The 18,926-nt window shown below is 37.5% G+C and carries 19 protein-coding genes; 7 read left to right on the top strand and 12 right to left on the bottom strand.

The window, feature by feature from the left end:
• Positions 1 to 8: 8 nt before the first annotated feature.
• Together ACMHJW_RS00900 and ACMHJW_RS00895 are read left to right on the top strand one after the other, a co-directional pair.
• Positions 9 to 446, top strand: coding sequence for a DUF1896 domain-containing protein (locus ACMHJW_RS00900; RefSeq protein ID WP_143884054.1), 438 nt, complete (start codon positions 9 to 11; stop codon positions 444 to 446).
• On the top strand, positions 433 to 5,892 hold the full coding sequence (locus ACMHJW_RS00895) for an N-6 DNA methylase (RefSeq protein ID WP_413531597.1): 5,460 nt from the start codon (positions 433 to 435) through the stop codon (positions 5,890 to 5,892). Before ACMHJW_RS00900 ends, ACMHJW_RS00895 begins: the two co-directional genes overlap by 14 nt.
• A gap of 55 nt (positions 5,893 to 5,947) precedes the next feature.
• On the opposite strand, the gene mobC is transcribed toward ACMHJW_RS00895, so the two are convergent.
• The 3 genes from mobC to ACMHJW_RS00880 form a co-directional block, all read right to left on the bottom strand.
• A complete protein-coding gene (gene mobC / locus ACMHJW_RS00890; RefSeq protein ID WP_143884052.1) occupies positions 5,948 to 7,945 on the bottom strand; it encodes a conjugal transfer protein MobC in 1,998 nt (665 codons plus the stop codon).
• A 114-nt stretch (positions 7,946 to 8,059) separates the two neighbouring features.
• On the bottom strand, positions 8,060 to 8,866 hold the full coding sequence (locus ACMHJW_RS00885) for a DNA alkylation repair protein (RefSeq protein ID WP_143884051.1): 807 nt from the start codon (positions 8,864 to 8,866) through the stop codon (positions 8,060 to 8,062).
• Positions 8,863 to 9,501, bottom strand: coding sequence for a peroxiredoxin-like family protein (locus ACMHJW_RS00880; protein WP_143884050.1), 639 nt, complete (start codon positions 9,499 to 9,501; stop codon positions 8,863 to 8,865). The genes ACMHJW_RS00885 and ACMHJW_RS00880 overlap by 4 nt, the downstream gene beginning before the upstream one ends.
• 92 nt (positions 9,502 to 9,593) lie before the next feature.
• Here ACMHJW_RS00880 and ACMHJW_RS00875 point away from each other — a divergent pair, with 92 nt between their 5' ends.
• Positions 9,594 to 9,929 carry a winged helix-turn-helix transcriptional regulator gene (locus tag ACMHJW_RS00875; protein WP_143884049.1) on the top strand — a complete coding sequence of 112 codons (336 nt, stop codon included), beginning with the start codon at positions 9,594 to 9,596 and terminating at the stop codon, positions 9,927 to 9,929.
• A 17-nt stretch (positions 9,930 to 9,946) separates the two neighbouring features.
• On the opposite strand, the gene mobB is transcribed toward ACMHJW_RS00875, so the two are convergent.
• Positions 9,947 to 11,218 (bottom strand): conjugal transfer protein MobB, encoded by a 1,272-nt coding sequence (mobB, locus tag ACMHJW_RS00870; protein ID WP_143884048.1) that lies wholly within the window; start codon positions 11,216 to 11,218, stop codon positions 9,947 to 9,949.
• Between the two features lie 2 nt (positions 11,219 to 11,220).
• Entirely contained in the window at positions 11,221 to 11,658 is a 438-nt protein-coding gene (gene mobA / locus ACMHJW_RS00865; protein WP_065720161.1) for a conjugal transfer protein MobA, read from the bottom strand.
• A gap of 702 nt (positions 11,659 to 12,360) precedes the next feature.
• On the opposite strand from mobA, the gene ACMHJW_RS00860 reads away from it, so the two are divergent.
• Genes ACMHJW_RS00860 through ACMHJW_RS00850 form a run of 3 tightly spaced genes read left to right on the top strand, consistent with a single transcriptional unit; the run spans position 12,361 to position 14,212 of the window.
• The gene (locus ACMHJW_RS00860) at positions 12,361 to 13,128 is read left to right on the top strand and encodes a ParA family protein (protein WP_143884047.1); all 768 of its coding nucleotides are present in this window, start codon (positions 12,361 to 12,363) and stop codon (positions 13,126 to 13,128) included.
• A gap of 5 nt (positions 13,129 to 13,133) precedes the next feature.
• Positions 13,134 to 13,571 carry a DUF3408 domain-containing protein gene (locus ACMHJW_RS00855; RefSeq protein WP_143884046.1) on the top strand — a complete coding sequence of 146 codons (438 nt, stop codon included), beginning with the start codon at positions 13,134 to 13,136 and terminating at the stop codon, positions 13,569 to 13,571.
• A gap of 5 nt (positions 13,572 to 13,576) precedes the next feature.
• Positions 13,577 to 14,212 (top strand): conjugal transfer protein TraD, encoded by a 636-nt coding sequence (locus tag ACMHJW_RS00850; protein ID WP_143884045.1) that lies wholly within the window; start codon positions 13,577 to 13,579, stop codon positions 14,210 to 14,212.
• A gap of 6 nt (positions 14,213 to 14,218) precedes the next feature.
• Here the strand turns inward: ACMHJW_RS00850 and acpS are convergent, their stop codons facing one another.
• The 7 genes from acpS to ACMHJW_RS00815 are packed head-to-tail and all read right to left on the bottom strand — an operon-like array spanning position 14,219 to position 18,420.
• Positions 14,219 to 14,593: a holo-ACP synthase gene (acpS, locus tag ACMHJW_RS00845; RefSeq protein ID WP_143884044.1), complete on the bottom strand. Its 375-nt coding sequence runs from the start codon at positions 14,591 to 14,593 to the stop codon at positions 14,219 to 14,221.
• Positions 14,594 to 14,595: 2 nt separating this feature from the next.
• Complete coding sequence (locus ACMHJW_RS00840; protein ID WP_143884043.1) at positions 14,596 to 15,180, bottom strand: nucleotide pyrophosphohydrolase; 585 nt, start codon at positions 15,178 to 15,180, stop codon at positions 14,596 to 14,598.
• On the bottom strand, positions 15,177 to 16,211 hold the full coding sequence (locus ACMHJW_RS00835) for a nucleotide kinase domain-containing protein (RefSeq protein WP_143884042.1): 1,035 nt from the start codon (positions 16,209 to 16,211) through the stop codon (positions 15,177 to 15,179). Before ACMHJW_RS00835 ends, ACMHJW_RS00840 begins: the two co-directional genes overlap by 4 nt.
• Positions 16,211 to 16,954 (bottom strand): thymidylate synthase, encoded by a 744-nt coding sequence (locus ACMHJW_RS00830; protein WP_143884041.1) that lies wholly within the window; start codon positions 16,952 to 16,954, stop codon positions 16,211 to 16,213. The genes ACMHJW_RS00835 and ACMHJW_RS00830 overlap by 1 nt, the downstream gene beginning before the upstream one ends.
• Positions 16,955 to 16,958: 4 nt before the next feature.
• Complete coding sequence (locus tag ACMHJW_RS00825) at positions 16,959 to 17,819, bottom strand: ImmA/IrrE family metallo-endopeptidase (protein WP_143884040.1); 861 nt, start codon at positions 17,817 to 17,819, stop codon at positions 16,959 to 16,961.
• A complete protein-coding gene (locus ACMHJW_RS00820; protein ID WP_228429942.1) occupies positions 17,820 to 18,158 on the bottom strand; it encodes a helix-turn-helix domain-containing protein in 339 nt (112 codons plus the stop codon).
• The gene (locus ACMHJW_RS00815; RefSeq protein WP_143884039.1) at positions 18,148 to 18,420 is read right to left on the bottom strand and encodes a hypothetical protein; all 273 of its coding nucleotides are present in this window, start codon (positions 18,418 to 18,420) and stop codon (positions 18,148 to 18,150) included. The genes ACMHJW_RS00820 and ACMHJW_RS00815 overlap by 11 nt, the downstream gene beginning before the upstream one ends.
• A 193-nt stretch (positions 18,421 to 18,613) precedes the next feature.
• Between ACMHJW_RS00815 and ACMHJW_RS00810 the strand changes: the two genes are divergently transcribed.
• Positions 18,614 to 18,919, top strand: coding sequence for a DUF4134 domain-containing protein (locus tag ACMHJW_RS00810; RefSeq protein WP_260031528.1), 306 nt, complete (start codon positions 18,614 to 18,616; stop codon positions 18,917 to 18,919).
• Positions 18,920 to 18,926: the final 7 nt, after the last annotated feature.

Here is an 18,926-nt window from a genome sequence, read left to right as displayed (position 1 = left end):
ATTATAGTATGAATATACAGCAAAAAGACCTCTCGTATTTCAGATTACGACTGCAAGAATTATTAAACAATAGCTTCCCCGAAAAGGCGAATGATAAAAAATTTATCGAGCAACGTGCATCGTGGGCAGCAAATGCCTATGAGGGTGCTTTCAGTTCGGGAAATACTATTGAGCAGTGCAGCGAAATAGCGAATTATATCCTGTTTGAAAACCTGCATTTTTCCAAGTTTGATACCGTGTTTCAAGTCGTGTGCAATGAGTTTGATACCATAATGGCAGACGAGGAACTGCGACCGTTCGCCCTGAAAATGTTTCCTGTGTGTGAGCCTGTTTTCGAAAGATATGAGCTAACCGATGATTTCACATATGACACAGAGTTTGACCTGCTCTATACCGAACTGACCGGAACCATCGCAATATGGATAGAGGAAAATGGGCTTCAGTAAACGCCAACATCTCCAACAGAACATTGATGCCCTGCGAATTGCTTTTAAACTGGAAAAGGAGAACCGTCAAGCCACCGTAGGCGAAAGACTGCTAATGATGCAATACAGCGGATTTGGCGGTCTTAAATTCGTTCTGAACCCCGTAGAGAACGAAATAGACATCAATAATTGGAGAAAAACGGAACACGACCTTTTCCTGCCTACGCAGGAACTCCACCAACTACTCAAAGAAAATTCCCAAGACGATAAGCAATATCGCAGGTATGTGGATAGTATGAAAAGTTCTGTACTAACGGCTTTTTATACACCGCCACAGGTTATAGATGCTATTTCCACAACCTTGCGTGATAGCGGTCTGAACATTCAGAAATTTCTCGAACCCTCCGCAGGTATTGGCTCATTTATACAGTCCTTTTATGAAAACCAAAAAGCGAGTGTTACCGCTTATGAAAAGGATTTGCTTACAGGTAAGATTTTAAAACAGTTTTACCCCGAAAGCAATATCCGTATAAGCGGGTTCGAGGAAATACCTGAAAGGGAGCAAAACAGCTATGATGTAATTGCCAGTAACATCCCGTTCGGCGATACTTCTGTATTCGACCTTTCCTATTCCCGAAGTAAGGACAGTGCAAAGGTTCAGGCTGCCCGAAGCATACACAATTACTTTTTTCTGAAAGGTGCTGATATGCTCCGTGATGGCGGTATATTGGCTTATATCACTTCGCAAGGCATACTTAACAGCCCAAAGAACGAACCCATACGCAGGGCGTTGATGCAGGATAATAACCTGGTTGCAGCTATCCGTCTGCCCAACAATCTGTTTACAGAATATGCAGGTACAGAAGTAGGAAGCGATTTGATTATCCTGCAAAGGAACACAGCAAAACAAGGTCTGACCGAAAGAGAAGATTTATTTTGCCAAAGTACGAAAACAGGCTACGGTACGCCAAGCAATGCTTTGTTAGATAAAAGTGGACAAATTGTACATACACATTGGAAAGTAGCTACCGACCCTTACGGGCAACCTGCTTTAATCTATACACACAACAAGGGTGTTGAGGGCATTGCAAATAGCCTTGAACAGATGCTTTCCGATGATTTTGGAAAGCATTTAAACTTGTCTTTGTACAAAGAAAAACGGAATGATGAACCTATTGTTCAAATTCCGACACAGCCCATTGTTACACCTCCAGTTATTGAACGTGAAATTCAAGAGCGTGAAATCATTCAGCCGGAACAACATCGTTTAACACAATCAGCCATCATACTGGAAAGTCCGCAGGAATTAAAACAGTTAAGCATTTTCGACCTGTTTGAAAATGATGATGAAAACATAGCGGTTTTAACTCCACCAAAGAAAGCAACGAAATCTAAAAAGCAAACTACCAAAAAACAACGGGCTAACATTGGTCGCCAAATCGACCTGTTCAGTTCAGCAATGCAGCAACCTTATACGCCTTCAGTTTCCAATGGCTCGGTCAATAGAATCGTTCCACCCAACGGAACAAAACAGGAAATTATTCGCGATTTATTTTCGCAGTCTAACGGAAATGACCAGGCTGATAAACCAGCTATTTCCGTACCTGTTCTTGCAGCCATTCCTAAGCCTGCTCCGTATAGTGGCGAATTGCAATCGTTCCATCGTAACGATTGCCTTGTGGTTGATAATGGTTGGGTAGGTCATTTACAGGAAGTAGATAAAGTGGATAAAACTGCAATGTTCTACCCATTGCAATTACCTTCTTTACAGAAAGCAAGAGCCGAAGCGTATATCGGAGTACGTGATATTTACCAACAGCTTTACAATAAAGAAGCGGAACTACAAACCGAACATAAGGCAGAAAGAGAAAATTTAAACCAACTGTACGATGCTTTTGTAAAAAGGTACGGTAGTCTGAACAGTGCCGATAATATCAAGCTGATTAAGACGGATAGTGCCGGAAAAGAAATCCCTTATTTGGAGCGTGTAAAAGGGAGTGTTATCCATAAAGCGGATATTTTCAGCCATCCTGTAAGTTTTTCCACGACAACATTAGCAACCGATAATCCCGAAGAAGCATTAGCATCCTCATTGAATAAATACGGAAGTGTTGATTTGGACTATATGTCCGAAATCAGCAGTATGTCTGCAGATGCCTTGAAAGATGCTCTGCACGGTCGTATTTTTTATAATCCCCTGCAAAGTGAATACGAAATTTCCGAACGCTGGATAGCCGGTAACGTGGTAGAAAAAGCACAGGAAATAATAGAATATGTAGAAAGCAATCCCGAAGATACCGAAGCAAAGCACAGCCTTATGGTATTGGAAGAAGCCCGACCAAGACGTATCGAATTTGAGGAACTGGACTTTAACCTTGGTGAACGCTGGATACCCACAGGTATTTATGCCAAATTTGCTTCACACCTGTTCGATGCGGAAGTGAATATCCATTATTCCGACAGTTCCGATGATTTTTCCGTAATCTGTAATCGGGGCAATCAAAATATATGGGTAAAATATGCGGTAAAGGCTGAAAGCAGGACGTTTGATGGCGTTGCTCTGCTCAAACACGCTCTTGTCAATACGACGCCCGATATCACCAAAAAAGTCGAAATAGACGGCAAGGAAGTCAAAGTAAAGGATATGGAAGCCATACAGATGGCAAACACTAAGATTGACGAAATACGTACCGCTTTTACCGATTGGTTACACGCACAGAGCAATGAGTTTAAAAAAAGGCTAACCGACCAATACAATGATAAGTTTAATTGTTTTGTTCGCCCAAACTATGATGGAAGCCATCAGGAGTTTCCGGGATTAGACCGTAAAGCATTGGGCATTGAAGACCTGTACGGAAGTCAAAAAGATGCCGTATTGATGATTAAACTCAATAACGGTGCTATCTGCGATCACGAAGTAGGTACAGGAAAAACATTGATAATGTGTACGGCAGCACAGGAAATGAAGCGTTTGGGACTTGCTCATAAACCAATGATAATCGGGCTGAAAAGTAATGTGCACGAAATCGCCGAAGCCTATCGCACTGCCTATCCGCACGCTAAAATCCTCTTTCCGGGCAAAGAAGATTTTACACCGCAAAAACGCCTGCGAATTTTCGGAGATATTAAAAACAACGATTGGGACTGTGTGATTTTAACACACGACCAATTCGGTATGATACCGCAATCGCCAGAAATTCAAAAGGAAATCCTCGAAATAGAATTGGATAATGTGGAGCGAAACCTCGATGCGATGCAGTCGCAGGGAGCTGAAGTAACAAGAGGTATGCTTGCCGGGTCCATTAAACGGAAAGAAAACCTCGAAGTAAAGCTAAAGACTTTACAGCACGATATTGAAAATCGCAAAGATGATATTGTCGATTTTAAAATGATGGGCATAGACCATTTATTTATCGACGAGAGCCATCAGTTTAAAAACCTGATGTTCAACACCCGTCACAGTCGTGTAGCGGGATTGGGTAACGCGGACGGTAGCCAAAAAGCTCTGAACCTATTGTTTGCTATCCGAACCATACAGGATCGTACCGATGCGGATATGGGGGCAACCTTTCTTTCGGGAACGACTATCAGCAATTCATTAACGGAATTGTACCTCCTGTTCAAATACCTGCGACCACGAGCATTGGAAAAACAAGGCATTAACTGTTTTGATGCTTGGGCTGCAATCTATGCCCGAAAAACGACTGACTATGAGTTTTCGGTTGCCAATAATATCGTGGCAAAAGAACGTTTCCGCTACTTTATCAAAGTACCAGAGCTTGCACAGTTCTATTCGGAAATTACAGATTATCGTACTGCAAAGGATATTGGTATCGACCGACCTGTAAAAAATGAAATCCTGTATAACATTCCACCAACTCCCGACCAGGATGTATTTATTAAAAAACTGATGGAATTTGCCAAAACAGGAAATGCAGTCTTGTTGGGAAGACCGCCCTTATCTCCAACAGAAGAAAAAGCAAAGATGCTGATTGCTACGGACTATGCCCGTAAGATGTCATTAGATATGCAAATGGTAAGCGGAGCTTACAAAGACCATCCCGATAGCAAGGCTTCACATTGTGCAGGTAATATTGCCAAATATTACAACAAATTCAACGCACAGAAAGGAACGCAGTTCGTGTTCTCGGATTTGGGAACGTATAAGCCTAATGAATGGAATGTGTATTCCGAAATTAGACGCAAACTCGTGGAAGACCACGGTATACCTGCAAACGAAGTACGCTTTATACAGGAAGCAAAAACGGACAACCAACGTAAGGAACTGATTAAAGGAATGAATGAGGGCAAAATCCGTGTGTTATTCGGCTCAACAAGTATGCTCGGTACAGGTGTCAATGCACAGAAAAGAGCTGTTGCCATTCATCATCTGGACACACCTTGGCGACCAAGTGACCTTGCCCAACGTGATGGTCGAGCAATCCGCAAAGGCAATGAGATTGCCAAGTTCTTTGCCGATAATAAAGTAGATGTAGTTATCTATGCCGTTGAAAAATCACTAGATAGTTATAAGTTTAATCTGTTGTTCAATAAACAGTTATTTATCGACCAATTAAAATCCAATAATCTCGGTAAACGTACTATTGATGAGGGCAGTATGGACGAAAAATCGGGAATGAATTTCTCAGAATATGTAGCAATTCTTTCGGGAAATACTGACCTGTTGGATAAAGCCAAAGTAGAAAAACAGATTGCTGGATTGGAAAGCGAAAAACAGGCGTTTAACCGTTCCAAATCAAGTGCGAAATACAAGCTGGAAGATTTTACGGCAGAACTGGGTAAAGCTCAATCCCGCTTTGACAGGATGAGCCTTGATTGGACTAACCTTCAAGGACGTATTCAGAAAAAGCAGGACGGTACGATTATTAATGCTGTTCAGTTAGCCGACCTACCAGCTAATGCAAACCCAAAACAGATTGGAACTAAACTCAATGAGCTTGCGGACAAAGCTCGTACAGGTGGAGATTATGAAGAAATCGGAAATCTTTACGGTTTTCAGCTTTTGGTTAAAACCGAAGCCACACAAAAAGATAGTAGCAGTCTTGTAGAAAAACATAACCGTTTCTTTATTCAGGGCGAGGGAAATATCAAATATACCTTCAACAGTGGTGTAATGGCTAAAGAACCTGAAACAGCTTCGCTGAACTTTCTGAGGGCATTGGAAAAACTGCCAACTTACATAAAAAAAGAGCAAGAGAATATCATAGAGTTCCAAAAAGATATACCTATACTTCAGCAAGTAGTAAACGGAACCTGGGCAAAGGAAAAACGACTAAGCGAACTCAAAACCGAATTAGCAGGTATTGACCGGAAGATACAATTATCCCTTTCGCCAGATAAAAAAGCAGATGCTCTGGAGCAAGTGGAAAAGCAGAAAGAAACTCCAAAATTTCAGGAAGGCATTATACGGACAAAAGGTATTCATATACCTCGTAGTATATTTTAGTAACATAGTATACGGGCAAAATAAAAGGGAGATCTAACATCTTCCTTTTATTTTATCACTCTTGCACCAAATACTGCAAATCTGGATCGTTTTTAATTCGCTCCAATTCACTTTCAATTATATGAACTACGTCTGATTTTATCTGCCGATAGTTTTTTTCAATCTCTTGTTTCATATTATTTGTACCGTTCTTATCTGTGAAAGATAAAATCTGCGGTATTTTTTGATAGGCTTTAGTTTCGGAAGCTACTTTGTCATTATCTACTACGATTTCACAGTGAAATATTTTCTGTTCAATACGTTCATCAAAATTGTCTGAAATTGCTCCTACAAACATCCCTTGTGTTAGCGTCGATATTTTAGATGCCGGTATTAAACTATCTAACTGAGTTGAAATAGAAGTAGATTTATCATTTCTGTTGATGGTTAAACTCTGCCTTTTTTGTAGAACCTTCCCGAAACGTTCCGAAAGACTTTTTGCCGTTTCTCCTACAACTTGTCCGCTAAAAATATTGCCGACTGTGTTTTGAATCACTTTAGCTTCCTTATCTCCATAATCACGTATTAATTGTGAGAAATCCTGAAATCCTAGGCAAACTGCTACCTTATTACTACGAGCTGTTGCAATCAAATTATCCAACCCTCTGAAATAAATGGTAGGCAGCTCGTCTATGATAACTGAACTTTTCAATTGTCCTTTTTTATTGATGAGTTTTACAATTCTTGAATTATATAAACCCAATGCTGCGGAGTAAATATTTTGACGGTCAGGATTGTTCCCAACACATAAAATCTTTGGTTCTTTCGGATTGTTGATATCCAGTGAAAAATCATCGCCAGTCATTACCCAATATAGTTGTGGACTGATCATTCTTGACAAAGGGATTTTTGCCGATGCGATCTGCCCTTGTAATTGGTCTTGTGCTCCACCTTGCCACGCATCCATAAAGGGTGATAAGTAATTTTCTAAATCAGGATATGAGGTAAGAATTGTGAATACATCCGAATACTTTTTATTCAGCAATTCTATGGCGTGGGGAAAAGTGCAATACTTGCCATCCTCATATATTTTTAGATACCAGATAATGGCAGCTAGTAAGATAATCGGACTTTCCACGAAGAAATCCCCTTGCTTCTGGATCCACGATCTGTTAAGATTCAGCATTATCGTGTAAGCTGCTTCATAAGCATCTGAAATGTCCGTCATAAAGTCGGGATTGAGTGGATTGCAACGGTGACTCTTACGTGGGTCGTCGAAATTTATCACGTAGAATTTCGGCTGAATTTTATACTTGTCTCGATGCTTCAGCAAATGATTATAGGCAATGGTAGAAAGATCGTCAAACTTGAAATCGTAAATGTACATGGAGAAGCCTTTCTCAATCTGCTGTTTAATGTAATTGTTTACAATAGCATACGATTTACCCGAACCCGGTGTCCCCAACACAATCGTTGCCCTAAACGGGTTTACGATATTTATCCAACCGTTATTCCATTTATTTTTGTAATAAAACTTGGTGGGTAGATTGACAGAATACTCATTTTCCATCAACTTTGTTTCCTGCTGAAAACTCTCATTTTCATTATTGAAAACATCTTCCATTAAATTGGTGCGAAGCAAACGGCTCATCCATACTCCGGCTACCATTAAGCCGATATAACCTAAACTTGTGGTAAGGATATACAGAAATGTAGCAGTGTTCAGTGGTAGCTTTAATAATGGAAAGTTCAGGAAGAAAAGGATAAAACCGATAGCTAAAGCCACATAGATTTTAGTCCAGGTTATCTTTTCGTTTTTAACGCCCTTAGTACCCAAACAGCTTAAAGACAACAAAACCAAAGCAAATACTTTGGTATATAAGGTATTCGAAAACAGCCCTACCGTTCGCTGAAAATTGCTTAATATTTCGTTGATGACTTCTAACGTACAGCCACGTTCTATAAAGAAACCGTAGCAAAACCAATACAAATGCATCAATACTATAATGATGCTTACTGCTCGCATAAAAGCCATTATCTTGGCAAGCCCTCTTAAATCGTCTTCTCCTTGCATTATTTTGAGTTTTAATGTTCGGGCGTGAATTTAAGGGCTGTGCCGAGTGGTTATTAGAATCTGGCATTCTATGGCGGTGCGTGGCGGTGTTTGGCTGAACCAAATTAATAATATTTACGGCTTATTGATAGTCCGCAATGCTTTTTTTAGAATGTAAATCGTTTCCTTTGTTTCACTTTCTTTTTCCCACCGCTTGCAAAGTGCCTTTACAAAATCGGGGTGGGTTTTACTTGCGTCATTGAGCCAATTACCTACACTATCTTGCACGTATTTTGATTTGTCGGATTTTAAGGCTTCTAATATTGGCAGTCCCAAATCGGGATTTTGCTTTAATTCTTCGATGTGTTCGCACCATACTCCACATGGTCTTGTTGCTTCGGTAGTAAATCTTCTGATCTTTTCATCTTCGTTTGATGTCCACTCCGAAAGAATTTGAATGCTTTGGGTAAGGTTTTGAGAAATTTTAGCTCGTACAGCTAACCAAGCTATTTCCCTTACTCCAAAATGTTTATCTGCTGAAAAAGGTTGAATTTGTTTGAGTGTTTCTGCAATGTTCAACTTTTCATTTTTGCCAATGGTGTAAGTTGCCCAACAGCGAACTAAATCGGCTTTGTGGTGAGATAATACGGTTAAGAAATCACTATCATTATGCTGTATTGTTTGCTCAAAAATTCCTGTTCCGATAGCTTCGTTTATTGTATTTACAGTTTGCTTTTTCAGTTGGTCGATTTTGTTCAGAATTGGTTTCAGATAATCTGTTCGTTGATTTTCTGTAAGCAAATTTTTTAGTAACAGACGCTGATCAACAGCTAACCACTCTACGAGGTTAGCTGTTTCGATTTCTCCAGAATTAAGCTGTGCCAATATTTCTGCCGGAATATCCTTTGTGCTTCTTGCTCCTTTTCGTTTTACTTCGTTCATAATTGCTCTATCAGTTCTTGTATATTTATCCTGTTCATATAGTTGGTATCAACAAATTTATAGACAATGCTACTATTTGTATCTATCACAAAAACGGCAGGAACAGGCAATTCGTTATTATTATTCTCGTTGTATTCTGACAGCTCTATACCCAAACTGCTATAAGTCGGAATTACATAGTTTTGAAGTTCAAACGTAATACCAAGCTGTTTAGCCAAAGCATTGTTTTTATCTGTCAATAATTCAAATTCTAAATGGTGATTGATTTTGAGTTCTTCGCTATAATCGGACGTTTGAGGGGAAACAGCAATGAGCGTTACATTTTTACCTGTAATCTGTTTCAAATTATCCTGCAATGCTTTCAGTTCAAGATTGCAATAAGGACACCAACTGCCACGAAAAAAAGCTATTATCACTTTTCCGTTTTGTAAAAGCTCTTTTAACGCTACGGTCTTATCGCTCGTATTTGGCAGACTAAAATCTGGAAACTTATCGCCTACGCTGATACTGCTATCTTCCATATTTTTAGCTTTCAAATCCTGAATAGATTTACCGAATACCTCTAAAACTTCTGTCGGAAGTTGTTTTGCTAAATTTTCATTTAGTTCGTTAATCTGTTGTTCTAAATTTTTCATATCTTATTTTATATTTTTGCAAAGTTTTGAAAGTAAATTCATAACTACAATACCGCATATAATTGTCCCTATGGGATAAAAAAGTCAATTTTATGAAAACAAAGGAACGAGCGATAGAAGAAAAAATTTGTCCATTGGAATTTGCTGTAAATGCTATCAGCGGAAAATGGAAAATCCCTATCGTATGGCGAATAAATGAAGGCGAAAAACGTCCAAGTGAAATGTTAAGAGGTATTGCAAAAGTGGACAGGCGTGTTTTAAATCAGCATTTAAAGGAACTGGAACAAGACGGAATTTTAACCAAGAAAATATTTAATGAACTTCCACCTCGTGTTGAGTATTCACTTACACCACTTGGGGAAAAATTAGTAGATGTACTTTGGAAACTGAATGATTGGGGTAAAGAGCTATTAATTGTCAAGAAATAAAAAGTATGCTATTTTTTTTATTTTCTCCTTTTCTTTCTCATCTTGTTAGCAAAGTCCTGTTCTTCGTAATCTTCGCTCTGGGCTTCGGGCAATAAACCGCCTAATGCTTCAATCAAACCGTCTTCGTGTTTTTCCGTAGTTAAAAAGTCAAACAAATGGTGTGGTTCTTCCGCAGGAATATCCGTATCATTTGATGTGGGTAGCTTGGGTTGCTGTAAAACAGGTTCTTTAATTTCTGGTTTGATGTTATTGTTCCAATAATTATTAAAGACATTGGCAGAAAGTTCCTTGCCCAAACGTGAACCGTTCCAAACCGTTTTAGAATTATGGTCTATGAAAGTCATTCCGTAAATACGCCCAGCATCATTTCTACGCACCACTACGTTAATGCCCTGTTCAGCTAATTGCTTTTTAAAAGCCTGCTCATCGCTTGTTGATTTCAGGGCAATGGTAACTGCGGATTGTAAAGTCTTTTGGATTGGATTGCCTTTCAAAGCCGTTTTGCATTTCGCAAAATGTAATTCCAAAGCTGGAAATCCTGCATTTTTTCCAAACAACGAAGCCTTAAACGGGTGTCCAGTTCTTTCGCCTTTTTTATTTAACGGAATGTATAATAAACCTTGCTGTGGTTTTCCCTGCAATTCGCCTTCCACTTTTTCGGTCGTAACATTGAACAGGGAAAGCAAAGCATTGTATTCTCCCAAAGTTTGATATTGATAATAGTTAGGCAGGTGTCGTACTACCGAAGCTATCTGACTTTTCACATCGCCAGCCCGATAATCCACTGGACGGAATACCTTATCATTTTGTTTATGTTCTTTGTCTGTTGCTGGTATCAATCTGTATTTCCTTTCAAGTTCACGGCATACATTCATAGACCGCATTTTCTCGAACTTATCCGAAATCTTTTTGCCCTCTTCGTCCACGCAAACCGATACGATATGGATATGGCTGCGGTCAATATCGGTATGTTTAAACACAACAAAAGGCTGTTCGCCGTAACCCATTTCCCTCATATATTCCTCTGCCATTTCCCTAAACTTGTCATCACTAACCTTGTCTTTCGGGTTCGGATTGAGCGAAATATGCACCGTATGCTTTTCTGTATTGCGGTTGGCTATAAGGTAAGGAGCAAAAGATTGGGCTAATTGTGCAACGGAATAATGACCGTTAGCGGTTTCAATTATCTTATTGGCGAACAAAATCAGTCCGTTTTCATTCTCCACTTTGAGCTGATTGTAAGCCAATGCACCGTATAAATTTCTACTTCTACCAATCTTTGCTATCATTTCTAAGGCTGTTTTTTCAGATATTTTGCTTCAAATTCCTCACTTATCTGAATGATTTTTTGGCATAACACCGCCATTTCAGCCGTCTGTTTTTCCAATTTATAGAGAAATGCCGCCGCCTTTTTCTCGGAAAAATGACGGTACAACAGCTTCACAATCTGATTATAGTTCACACCCACAGAACGGAATTGGCTGTGAAAAGAAGTAAGTCGCATATAAAAATCAACCGTTCCTTTGTCAATTTTGACCGATTTCATTTCCTTACTGAACAGCAGGGAAATGATAAACTTTGCTTTATTGGACATTCCCGATGCTTCAAAAAGCGATAAAAGTTTGGCATTTTCTTCGTCTGTAAGACGGAAAACGTGGCGGTGGATGCTTGGGTCGGTCTTAGGTATCCGTCCGCCCTTATTCTGTTTTTTGTTACTGTTGTCGTTCATCACTAATCCATTTTTAATCTACACAAAACCTCGACTTCGGAGAGTGTTTTTTAGCTCCCGGCAGGGCAAGTTGTTTTAGGCACTAACTCGGTTTCGAGTGCCTTAAAACACAACTTGCCGTGTTCTGATGAACACAATAATCCGCCCTACGGGTCGGATTGAATGTAACAGGGAAAAACGGCTTGTTGCCGTTCCCGTTGCCACCTGATATGTCAAAAGACTTTTGCATAAATCCGTTAATAAAAATCATTACACAAAGTAAAGGCTTGTTTTTGAAAGCATTGTACTGTGACACAGTGCCAAAAACTGCCTTTGAACGCCAAAAACTGCCACATTGAAGGAACTGCTTATTTATCTCTTTTTATTTGTACCGACCTGCATAAATAGTTATGCACGTAACAAGCTAAGTATATAACTATCGAGGTAGATAGATAAAAAAACAAGTACATAGGAAAGTACATCTTCAGATACCTATCTGTGTAATTCTATCTGTAGAGATGCAGGCATATCAGTAAGTAGGTTTTTCGATACAAACTTACTTACCTGCACACCTACAGAGGTATGTGTTTAGGTGCATAAATGCCTGTCTAAATATATCTGTATTGAGAAACATACCTATATGCAGAGATAAATATGTAGCAGACTGCAAACATAGGCACCTACGTAAATGAGTATATAAATAATTTAAAAAAAGTTAAAAAGATGAATGCAAAACACAAAACAGTTTTTATCGCCTTTTCTTCTCAAAAAGGCGGTGTAGGTAAGAGTACGTTCACAACACTTGCGGCAAGCATCCTGCATTATCGTTTGGGTTACAATGTAGCTGTATTTGATGCAGATTTTCCACAGCATAGCCTGTTGAAAATGAAAGAGCGTGATTTGAAAATGGTAATGGAAAACGAGGCTTTGAAAAAGTTGGCGTACAAACAGTTTACCACTATAAACAAAAAGGCGTACGAGATTATTCAACACAGAGCGGATAGCGTACTGGAAGCAGCCAACGAATTTGTTGAGGCTTCTCCGGTTTCAATTGATGCTGTATTTTTTGACCTTCCGGGAACGGTAAACACGCCGGGTATTCTGAAAGCATTGGCGGGAATGCACCACATTTTTACGCCAATCACGGCAGATCGTGTAGTAATGGAAAGCACGCTCGTTTTCACACAGCTCTTGCAAGATGTGATTATGAAAAAAGGTGAAACTTCCATAAAAACGATCAACCTGTTCTGGAACCAGGTTGATGGCAGGGAGAGCACACCTTTATACGATGTGTATAACAACCTTATCAATGATTTGGGATTTAGTCTGATGCAAAGCCAAGTCAAAAACAGCACACGCTTTCGCAAAGAAAGCGAAGTGAGCAGCAAAGCTATTTTTCGCTCAACGCTGATGCCTCCGGACGAAAGGTTGATGAACGCCTGCCAACTAGACCTTTTTATGAACGAATTTTTAAAAATCATTCAATTATAATCCCTATGGAAAAAGATAATAAGAAAAAAATTACTCCTGATATTGACGAGGAGTTAATGATGAATCTGATGGTTGACGGTGTAAAGAAAGAAGGGTTACAGCTTCCACCGGAACCTGAACCAAAAATAACCGAAACGGAGGTCGTTAAGCCAAAGGAACTATCACAGGAGAAACAGGCTGTCAGGGATAAGATCCGTAGTAAGAGAAATTCTGAAGTAGATTACGAAAGTACATTTTTTAAGAAATCAGACACCAATGCCCGTGACGGAAAAACAGTTTATATCAGACCAGAATTTCATGAAAAATTGACACGCATCATACAGGTGATTGGCGAAGATAAGATTACTATTTATGCTTATTTGGACAACTTACTGGATTATCATTTTCAGGAATTTGCCGAACAGATTACCAAGAGCTATAACGAAAAGTATAAACCGATTTAATAGTTATGGAAACATTAATTGTAATATGCCTGCTGATAGTCATTGGGCTATTGTTGCATGATAAGATTGTTATCAAAAAGAGGTCGGAGCAAAAGCCGAAACAGGAAAAAGTCAATCCTAATCATCCAGATATAATGGGACAACCGAAATCTATAAGAAGCCAATTAGTGCCAAACACCGCCACTGATCGCCAAGTGGAGGAACCAAATTTTAATCCTGATAATTTAGACATAGAATACGACGAGAATGAAAACTTAGGTATTCAAATTCCGCAGGAAGAGCTGGATAAGGTTTTTAGTAATACGCCTGATTTTGAGGAAGAGGAAGAAGAATGGAAAAGGTATGGAATATCCGGTGGCAATAATGGTTTAGCCCAAGGGGTTACTTTTGAAGAACTAAGCTCCGTGGGGGTATTGCTCCAAAAAGAAAAGTTGGAAACAGCCCAAAAGGAAACAGCGATAGCTATAGTTCAGAAAATACAGGGAACCGAATTATTCAGTCTACTGGAAAATTCCATAGACGGTGCATCCAGAAAAATTGCCGAGCTTTTGGATAGCACAATCATTTCTGAAACGGATGCCAGTTCTTCCACTTTGCGGAAAAGTGATTTGAATGATTTTGACATTGGGGAGTTTGTGTAAGGATTTTTATCCTTCAGCAATAACAAAAGCCTGAGAGAAAGAAGAAGAATGGCTTATACTAACATGCCAGTTCTTAATCCCTAAAGATATAGATAGGTGTAGTGGAGTACCTGATAAGATTATATTTGGTCTTCCTGCATCTTCTTTTAATATTTCAATATCGGTTAAAGCAATTCCGTCTTCCATACCTGTAAACAAGCATTTTAGAATAGCCTCCTTTGCCGCAAATCTACCCGAAAGAAATTGTAGTGTTCCTTTTGCTGGACAGAGGTCTAACTCCCTATTAGAAAAGATTCTAGATTGTATAGCTCTATTATTTTCCCAATCTAACTTTCGTGAAACAGTATGTTCTACTATATCACAGCCAATTGAAATAATCATTACTAAAATGAAATATGTTTTAATTTTCTATTTGCTGTATCAAATTCTATAAGACCGCCCTGATTTGATATCAGAAATCTAAAAGCAGCATAAGATTGTAATATGGCATATTCCCATTCTTCAGAGGTACGAACGCTTACTTCAAAATTCTCTGTCATTTCTTTAATTATTCTCAAAGTAGTTTTTGATACTTTTGATTTTCCTTTAAAAAAATTCTTTCTTTTTGCTTCATTAAATATAATCATAGAAATTGCTTCCTCCGTAATTGTGGCTCTTGCACCGTCTTCTATTTCATCAACCAAAGTGTTACTTTTTCGTTTTCTTTTCATCATGGCTCTTGTACATGGAGACCATCCCAATAGAGCGGCAAACGAATAATGAAATATATCATGATAACGATAGTAATCATTTTTATAAGAGTTGTCATTAATAACATCTCCAAGTTGTTCAGTTCCATTAAAAATTACTCTTACTTCGTTCTTTTGGTCATTTCCTACTTCTTTAAATGACACGTTAAAATATCTAGGGATTTGCTCCCCAGATATATAGTTGTCGTCAAAAAACTTTTTCTTAATTTGTTTTATCATAGTATTTTATTCTTTAAATCAGAAATAATGTTTTCGTTAATTCCCCATTTTGGAGGAAACCAATAGTCAATAGGTTTAGAGTTAAGTTTGTACACTTGCTTAATCCTTACTCTATCACTATTGCCTTTTATATCAGGATGTTTTACTCTTGCATACTTATCTACTTCACAAAATAAATTTTGACAATCTATCAGTTGTAATCGCCTTCCCCAAAGTGTTTTGAAATCTAACTGTAATCTTTCAAATTCCATTTCCTGCCTATCGGTCATTAGTTTAATGATTTCAACATTGCTTAACCCTCCTGTATTAGCAAAGCATTTACTTATTCCACCTAAAGCTCCAGGGCCAGGTACTACAAATTCTGATTCTGAAAAATCAATTATATTAGAGTAATTAATGTCAATTAAAATTTGATACGCTAAAAAATCGCCTAATCCCGGAAAACTTTTAACAATGTCAAATGCTTGTTGCATTTTGTTACAATCCATAAGTTGTATAGAAGTGTCTTTTTTCAAGATATAATCTATCAATTTTAAATGATTTGAGTGTTTTCGCTCGTAGCCAAATTGCCTTACAGAAGGCATTATATATGCTGCTGAATAGATTGTCTTCTTTTCTGCGAAAGCCTTACTTAGAACTTTATCATACCTTTTAAAATCAAATTCTTCATAATTTAAGTCTCCAATATTTTTTTTTAGCAATTCCCATGTGTCAATTTTGTTAAACAATTTGAACAACAGTATTCTAAAAAGAACTTCATCGGGTGAGTTAGAATAATCATCATTGTAAATAACTTCCTTAATTAAATACTGACTTACTCTATCCGAAGCCCTGTAAGCATTTGTAAATTTATGTTTAGATAAAATGGGGTCGTTTGTCCAAGGATATTTATCCCCTTGTATTCGACTAAAAAAAACATCTTGTCGTAATACCGCAAACCTCCAATAGCTATCAAATACCTCTGTTGTTTTAGCAGGTAATAATGGCTTATATATTGTAAAAGTGTTCTGCTTTTTAGCTATTGTACTCATTAGTTTTCTACCTTCATTTTAATTATTAATCCTTTTGCTTGAGCTTTTGTTAAATGGTCTAATTTTTCAACTCCAACAAAACAATTAAATCGTTCCAATTCTAATCCAGCTTGCTGTGCTACAAACTTTCCAAGATTGATTAACCCTAACCAGTTTCCATAAGCTCTCTGATACAAATACTGCATAGCATAAAAGCTATTTATTATTAATCCTCCATTTTCTGATTTATAGAATGAAACATGTTGTAAACAAGGAAAACTCTGGAATACGCCATTTTTATGGTCTTTTAATGGGTCAAAAATAGCAGCTTGTGATTTCGAGCGACGTTTTATTTTAGAGTCTTCACTTAAAGAATCAATTATTATTTCTAATTGATTCTTTTTACTGTCTCCAAATGCTATAAGGCGTTCAAAATAAGTTCCTGCACTGTTTCGCTTATCAATTTTCTTTAGTCTTGGTAAAACGTTTTCTAAATACAATCTAAACAACTCTTGCCGGTTACTTTTGTTAAACAGATATAAAGATTGTGGAAATATTGTTTCAGAAACAATATCAATTGAATCTAGTTGGTGTTCTGCCAAATCTTTGTTCAATTCGTTTTTTATAGTGTTATCCTCGTCAAAATCAGATAAAGTCAAAACTAATGGTGTAATTTCATTACCCGAGTTATCGATTATATGTTGTAACACTTTACACCATGCTTTCGATAAATTATTCTCTTCTATTAGTACTGGTATATTCATTTTATTAGTTTTCTAAATGTCTATATTCCGCAAAACCAATATAGTTCTGTGGTTGGATTCTCACAAAGCAACTGGTTTCACCACTTGTTGAATAAATGGAAGATATTCCAGATTTTTTCGCTAAATATAGTGTCCCAACTTCTGTGCTTTTTATCTTTTCTAAATAGTTATTATCAACTTCTAAATCAGAAGGAATAACTAAGTAGTTTGAAACTTCTAAATCAATAGGTTGATTATTTGTTTTAAAATCAATAATCTTGAAATATGCTTTTTCTTCAACGTTGCCAAAATGCTTTTTGAATATTTTGGAAGGTGTATGTTTAGATAATTCCATGTATTTATATTCATTCATTAACATATTGACTTTACAATGTGTAATTAACGTTTGATATCCAACCCCTAATACAGAACTAACTATATAATAATCAATTTCTCTTGCGGTATTAAAATCAAGCTTTCTTTTTTTGAACTCTGATTGTACACAAGCAATTGGCATTAACAAATGAGCAGAAAATGCATCAACTAATTTCTCATCATCACTTTTGTAATTTGAGTTGTCATTTTCGTCTGTAAGAATATCTAATTTTAATCCATGGTTAAAAACATGATGACCTAATTCATGTCCGCAAGTAAAAATTCTTCTTGGGAACGGACGTAGACGTGAAATTATAATTTTGGGTTGGCTTGTATTGTTCATAATGATATTATTTACATAAAGACCTTCCATATTAATATCAACGAATTGTACATCTATGTTTAATTTAGAACAAACATCGTAGATGTTTATAGCCTCATATAAACTGAGCCCTAATTTTAGTCTTGTTTCACTTGCTTTTCGGATAGCACTTGTATATAACTCATTCATTTATTTCGGAAGTATTCTTAAGATTTCTAATAGCTTCTTTCTGTCGGATTCATCCATTTTCCCCAATTCCCTTGCAGCAATTTTTGTTTGCTCATCTAAAGCCGATTCATTTTCCTCTTTCAACAAAAGCCATGAAGTGCTTACTTTGTACAACTTAGCAAATTGAATAATCTCTTCTGCACTTACTTTTCGTTTTCCACTTTCTATTTCAGAAATAGCTGGTCTTTGTATTTGTAAGATTTTTGCAGCATTTTCTTGCGACAAGCCAGACATAACCCTTGCTTCTTTTAATCTTTCAGCAATTTGTTCTCTTTCAGTCATAGTACCCTTATTGTTCATTTTTTGACAATTTTAATAGCTTCGTTGCAGCCTCTTTTATATTTAATTGTTTCTTCGTTTTTTGATCATGGAAAATATAGCAATCATTTGGTATAGTAATACCTGTTTTAATCTCAATTTGAGAAAAAATGGAAACTAACACTTGACTCATAATGAAATTTCCAGGATAGAAATTTCCACTTACGACTTCTTCAACTTCTTGATGAATACAAACTTCTTGTATAATCTCAATTATTTCTTTTTCTAATTCTAATATTTCCATGATTGTAAGAATTTCATACAAAAGTATGTAAGATTTTCTTACAATCAAAATATTTTGATAAATATTTATGCCACTCAACGCCAAATCATTCCTTTGACTGCCACTTTGTTATAACCCCTTGATTTCCGAAACATCTTTGTCCCGAAAGCCCGCAAGGTGTGGGATAACAAAAACAAATTAATGTGTTTCAATTATGGAAAAACAAAGAAAAAAAGTTTTGCTGGCAACCGTAGCGATGTTGTCAGGAATTGGTTCTTTCGCACAGGGAAATGGTTCGGCTGGGATCAACGAAGCTACCCAAATGGTAACAAGTTATTTCGACCCCGCAACCCAATTAATTTACGCCATCGGTGCGGTGGTTGGGCTTATCGGAGGCGTTAAGGTGTACAACAAATTCAGTAGTGGCGACCCCGATACTTCGAAGACGGCAGCTTCATGGTTCGGTGCGTGTATCTTCCTGATTGTAGCGGCTACTATTCTACGTTCATTCTTTCTTTAATCTTTTG

Source organism: Empedobacter brevis (assembly GCF_965118635.1).
In the GTDB taxonomy this organism is placed as follows: domain Bacteria; phylum Bacteroidota; class Bacteroidia; order Flavobacteriales; family Weeksellaceae; genus Empedobacter; species Empedobacter brevis_A.
This window is presented reverse-complemented; position numbering and strand designations above follow the sequence as displayed.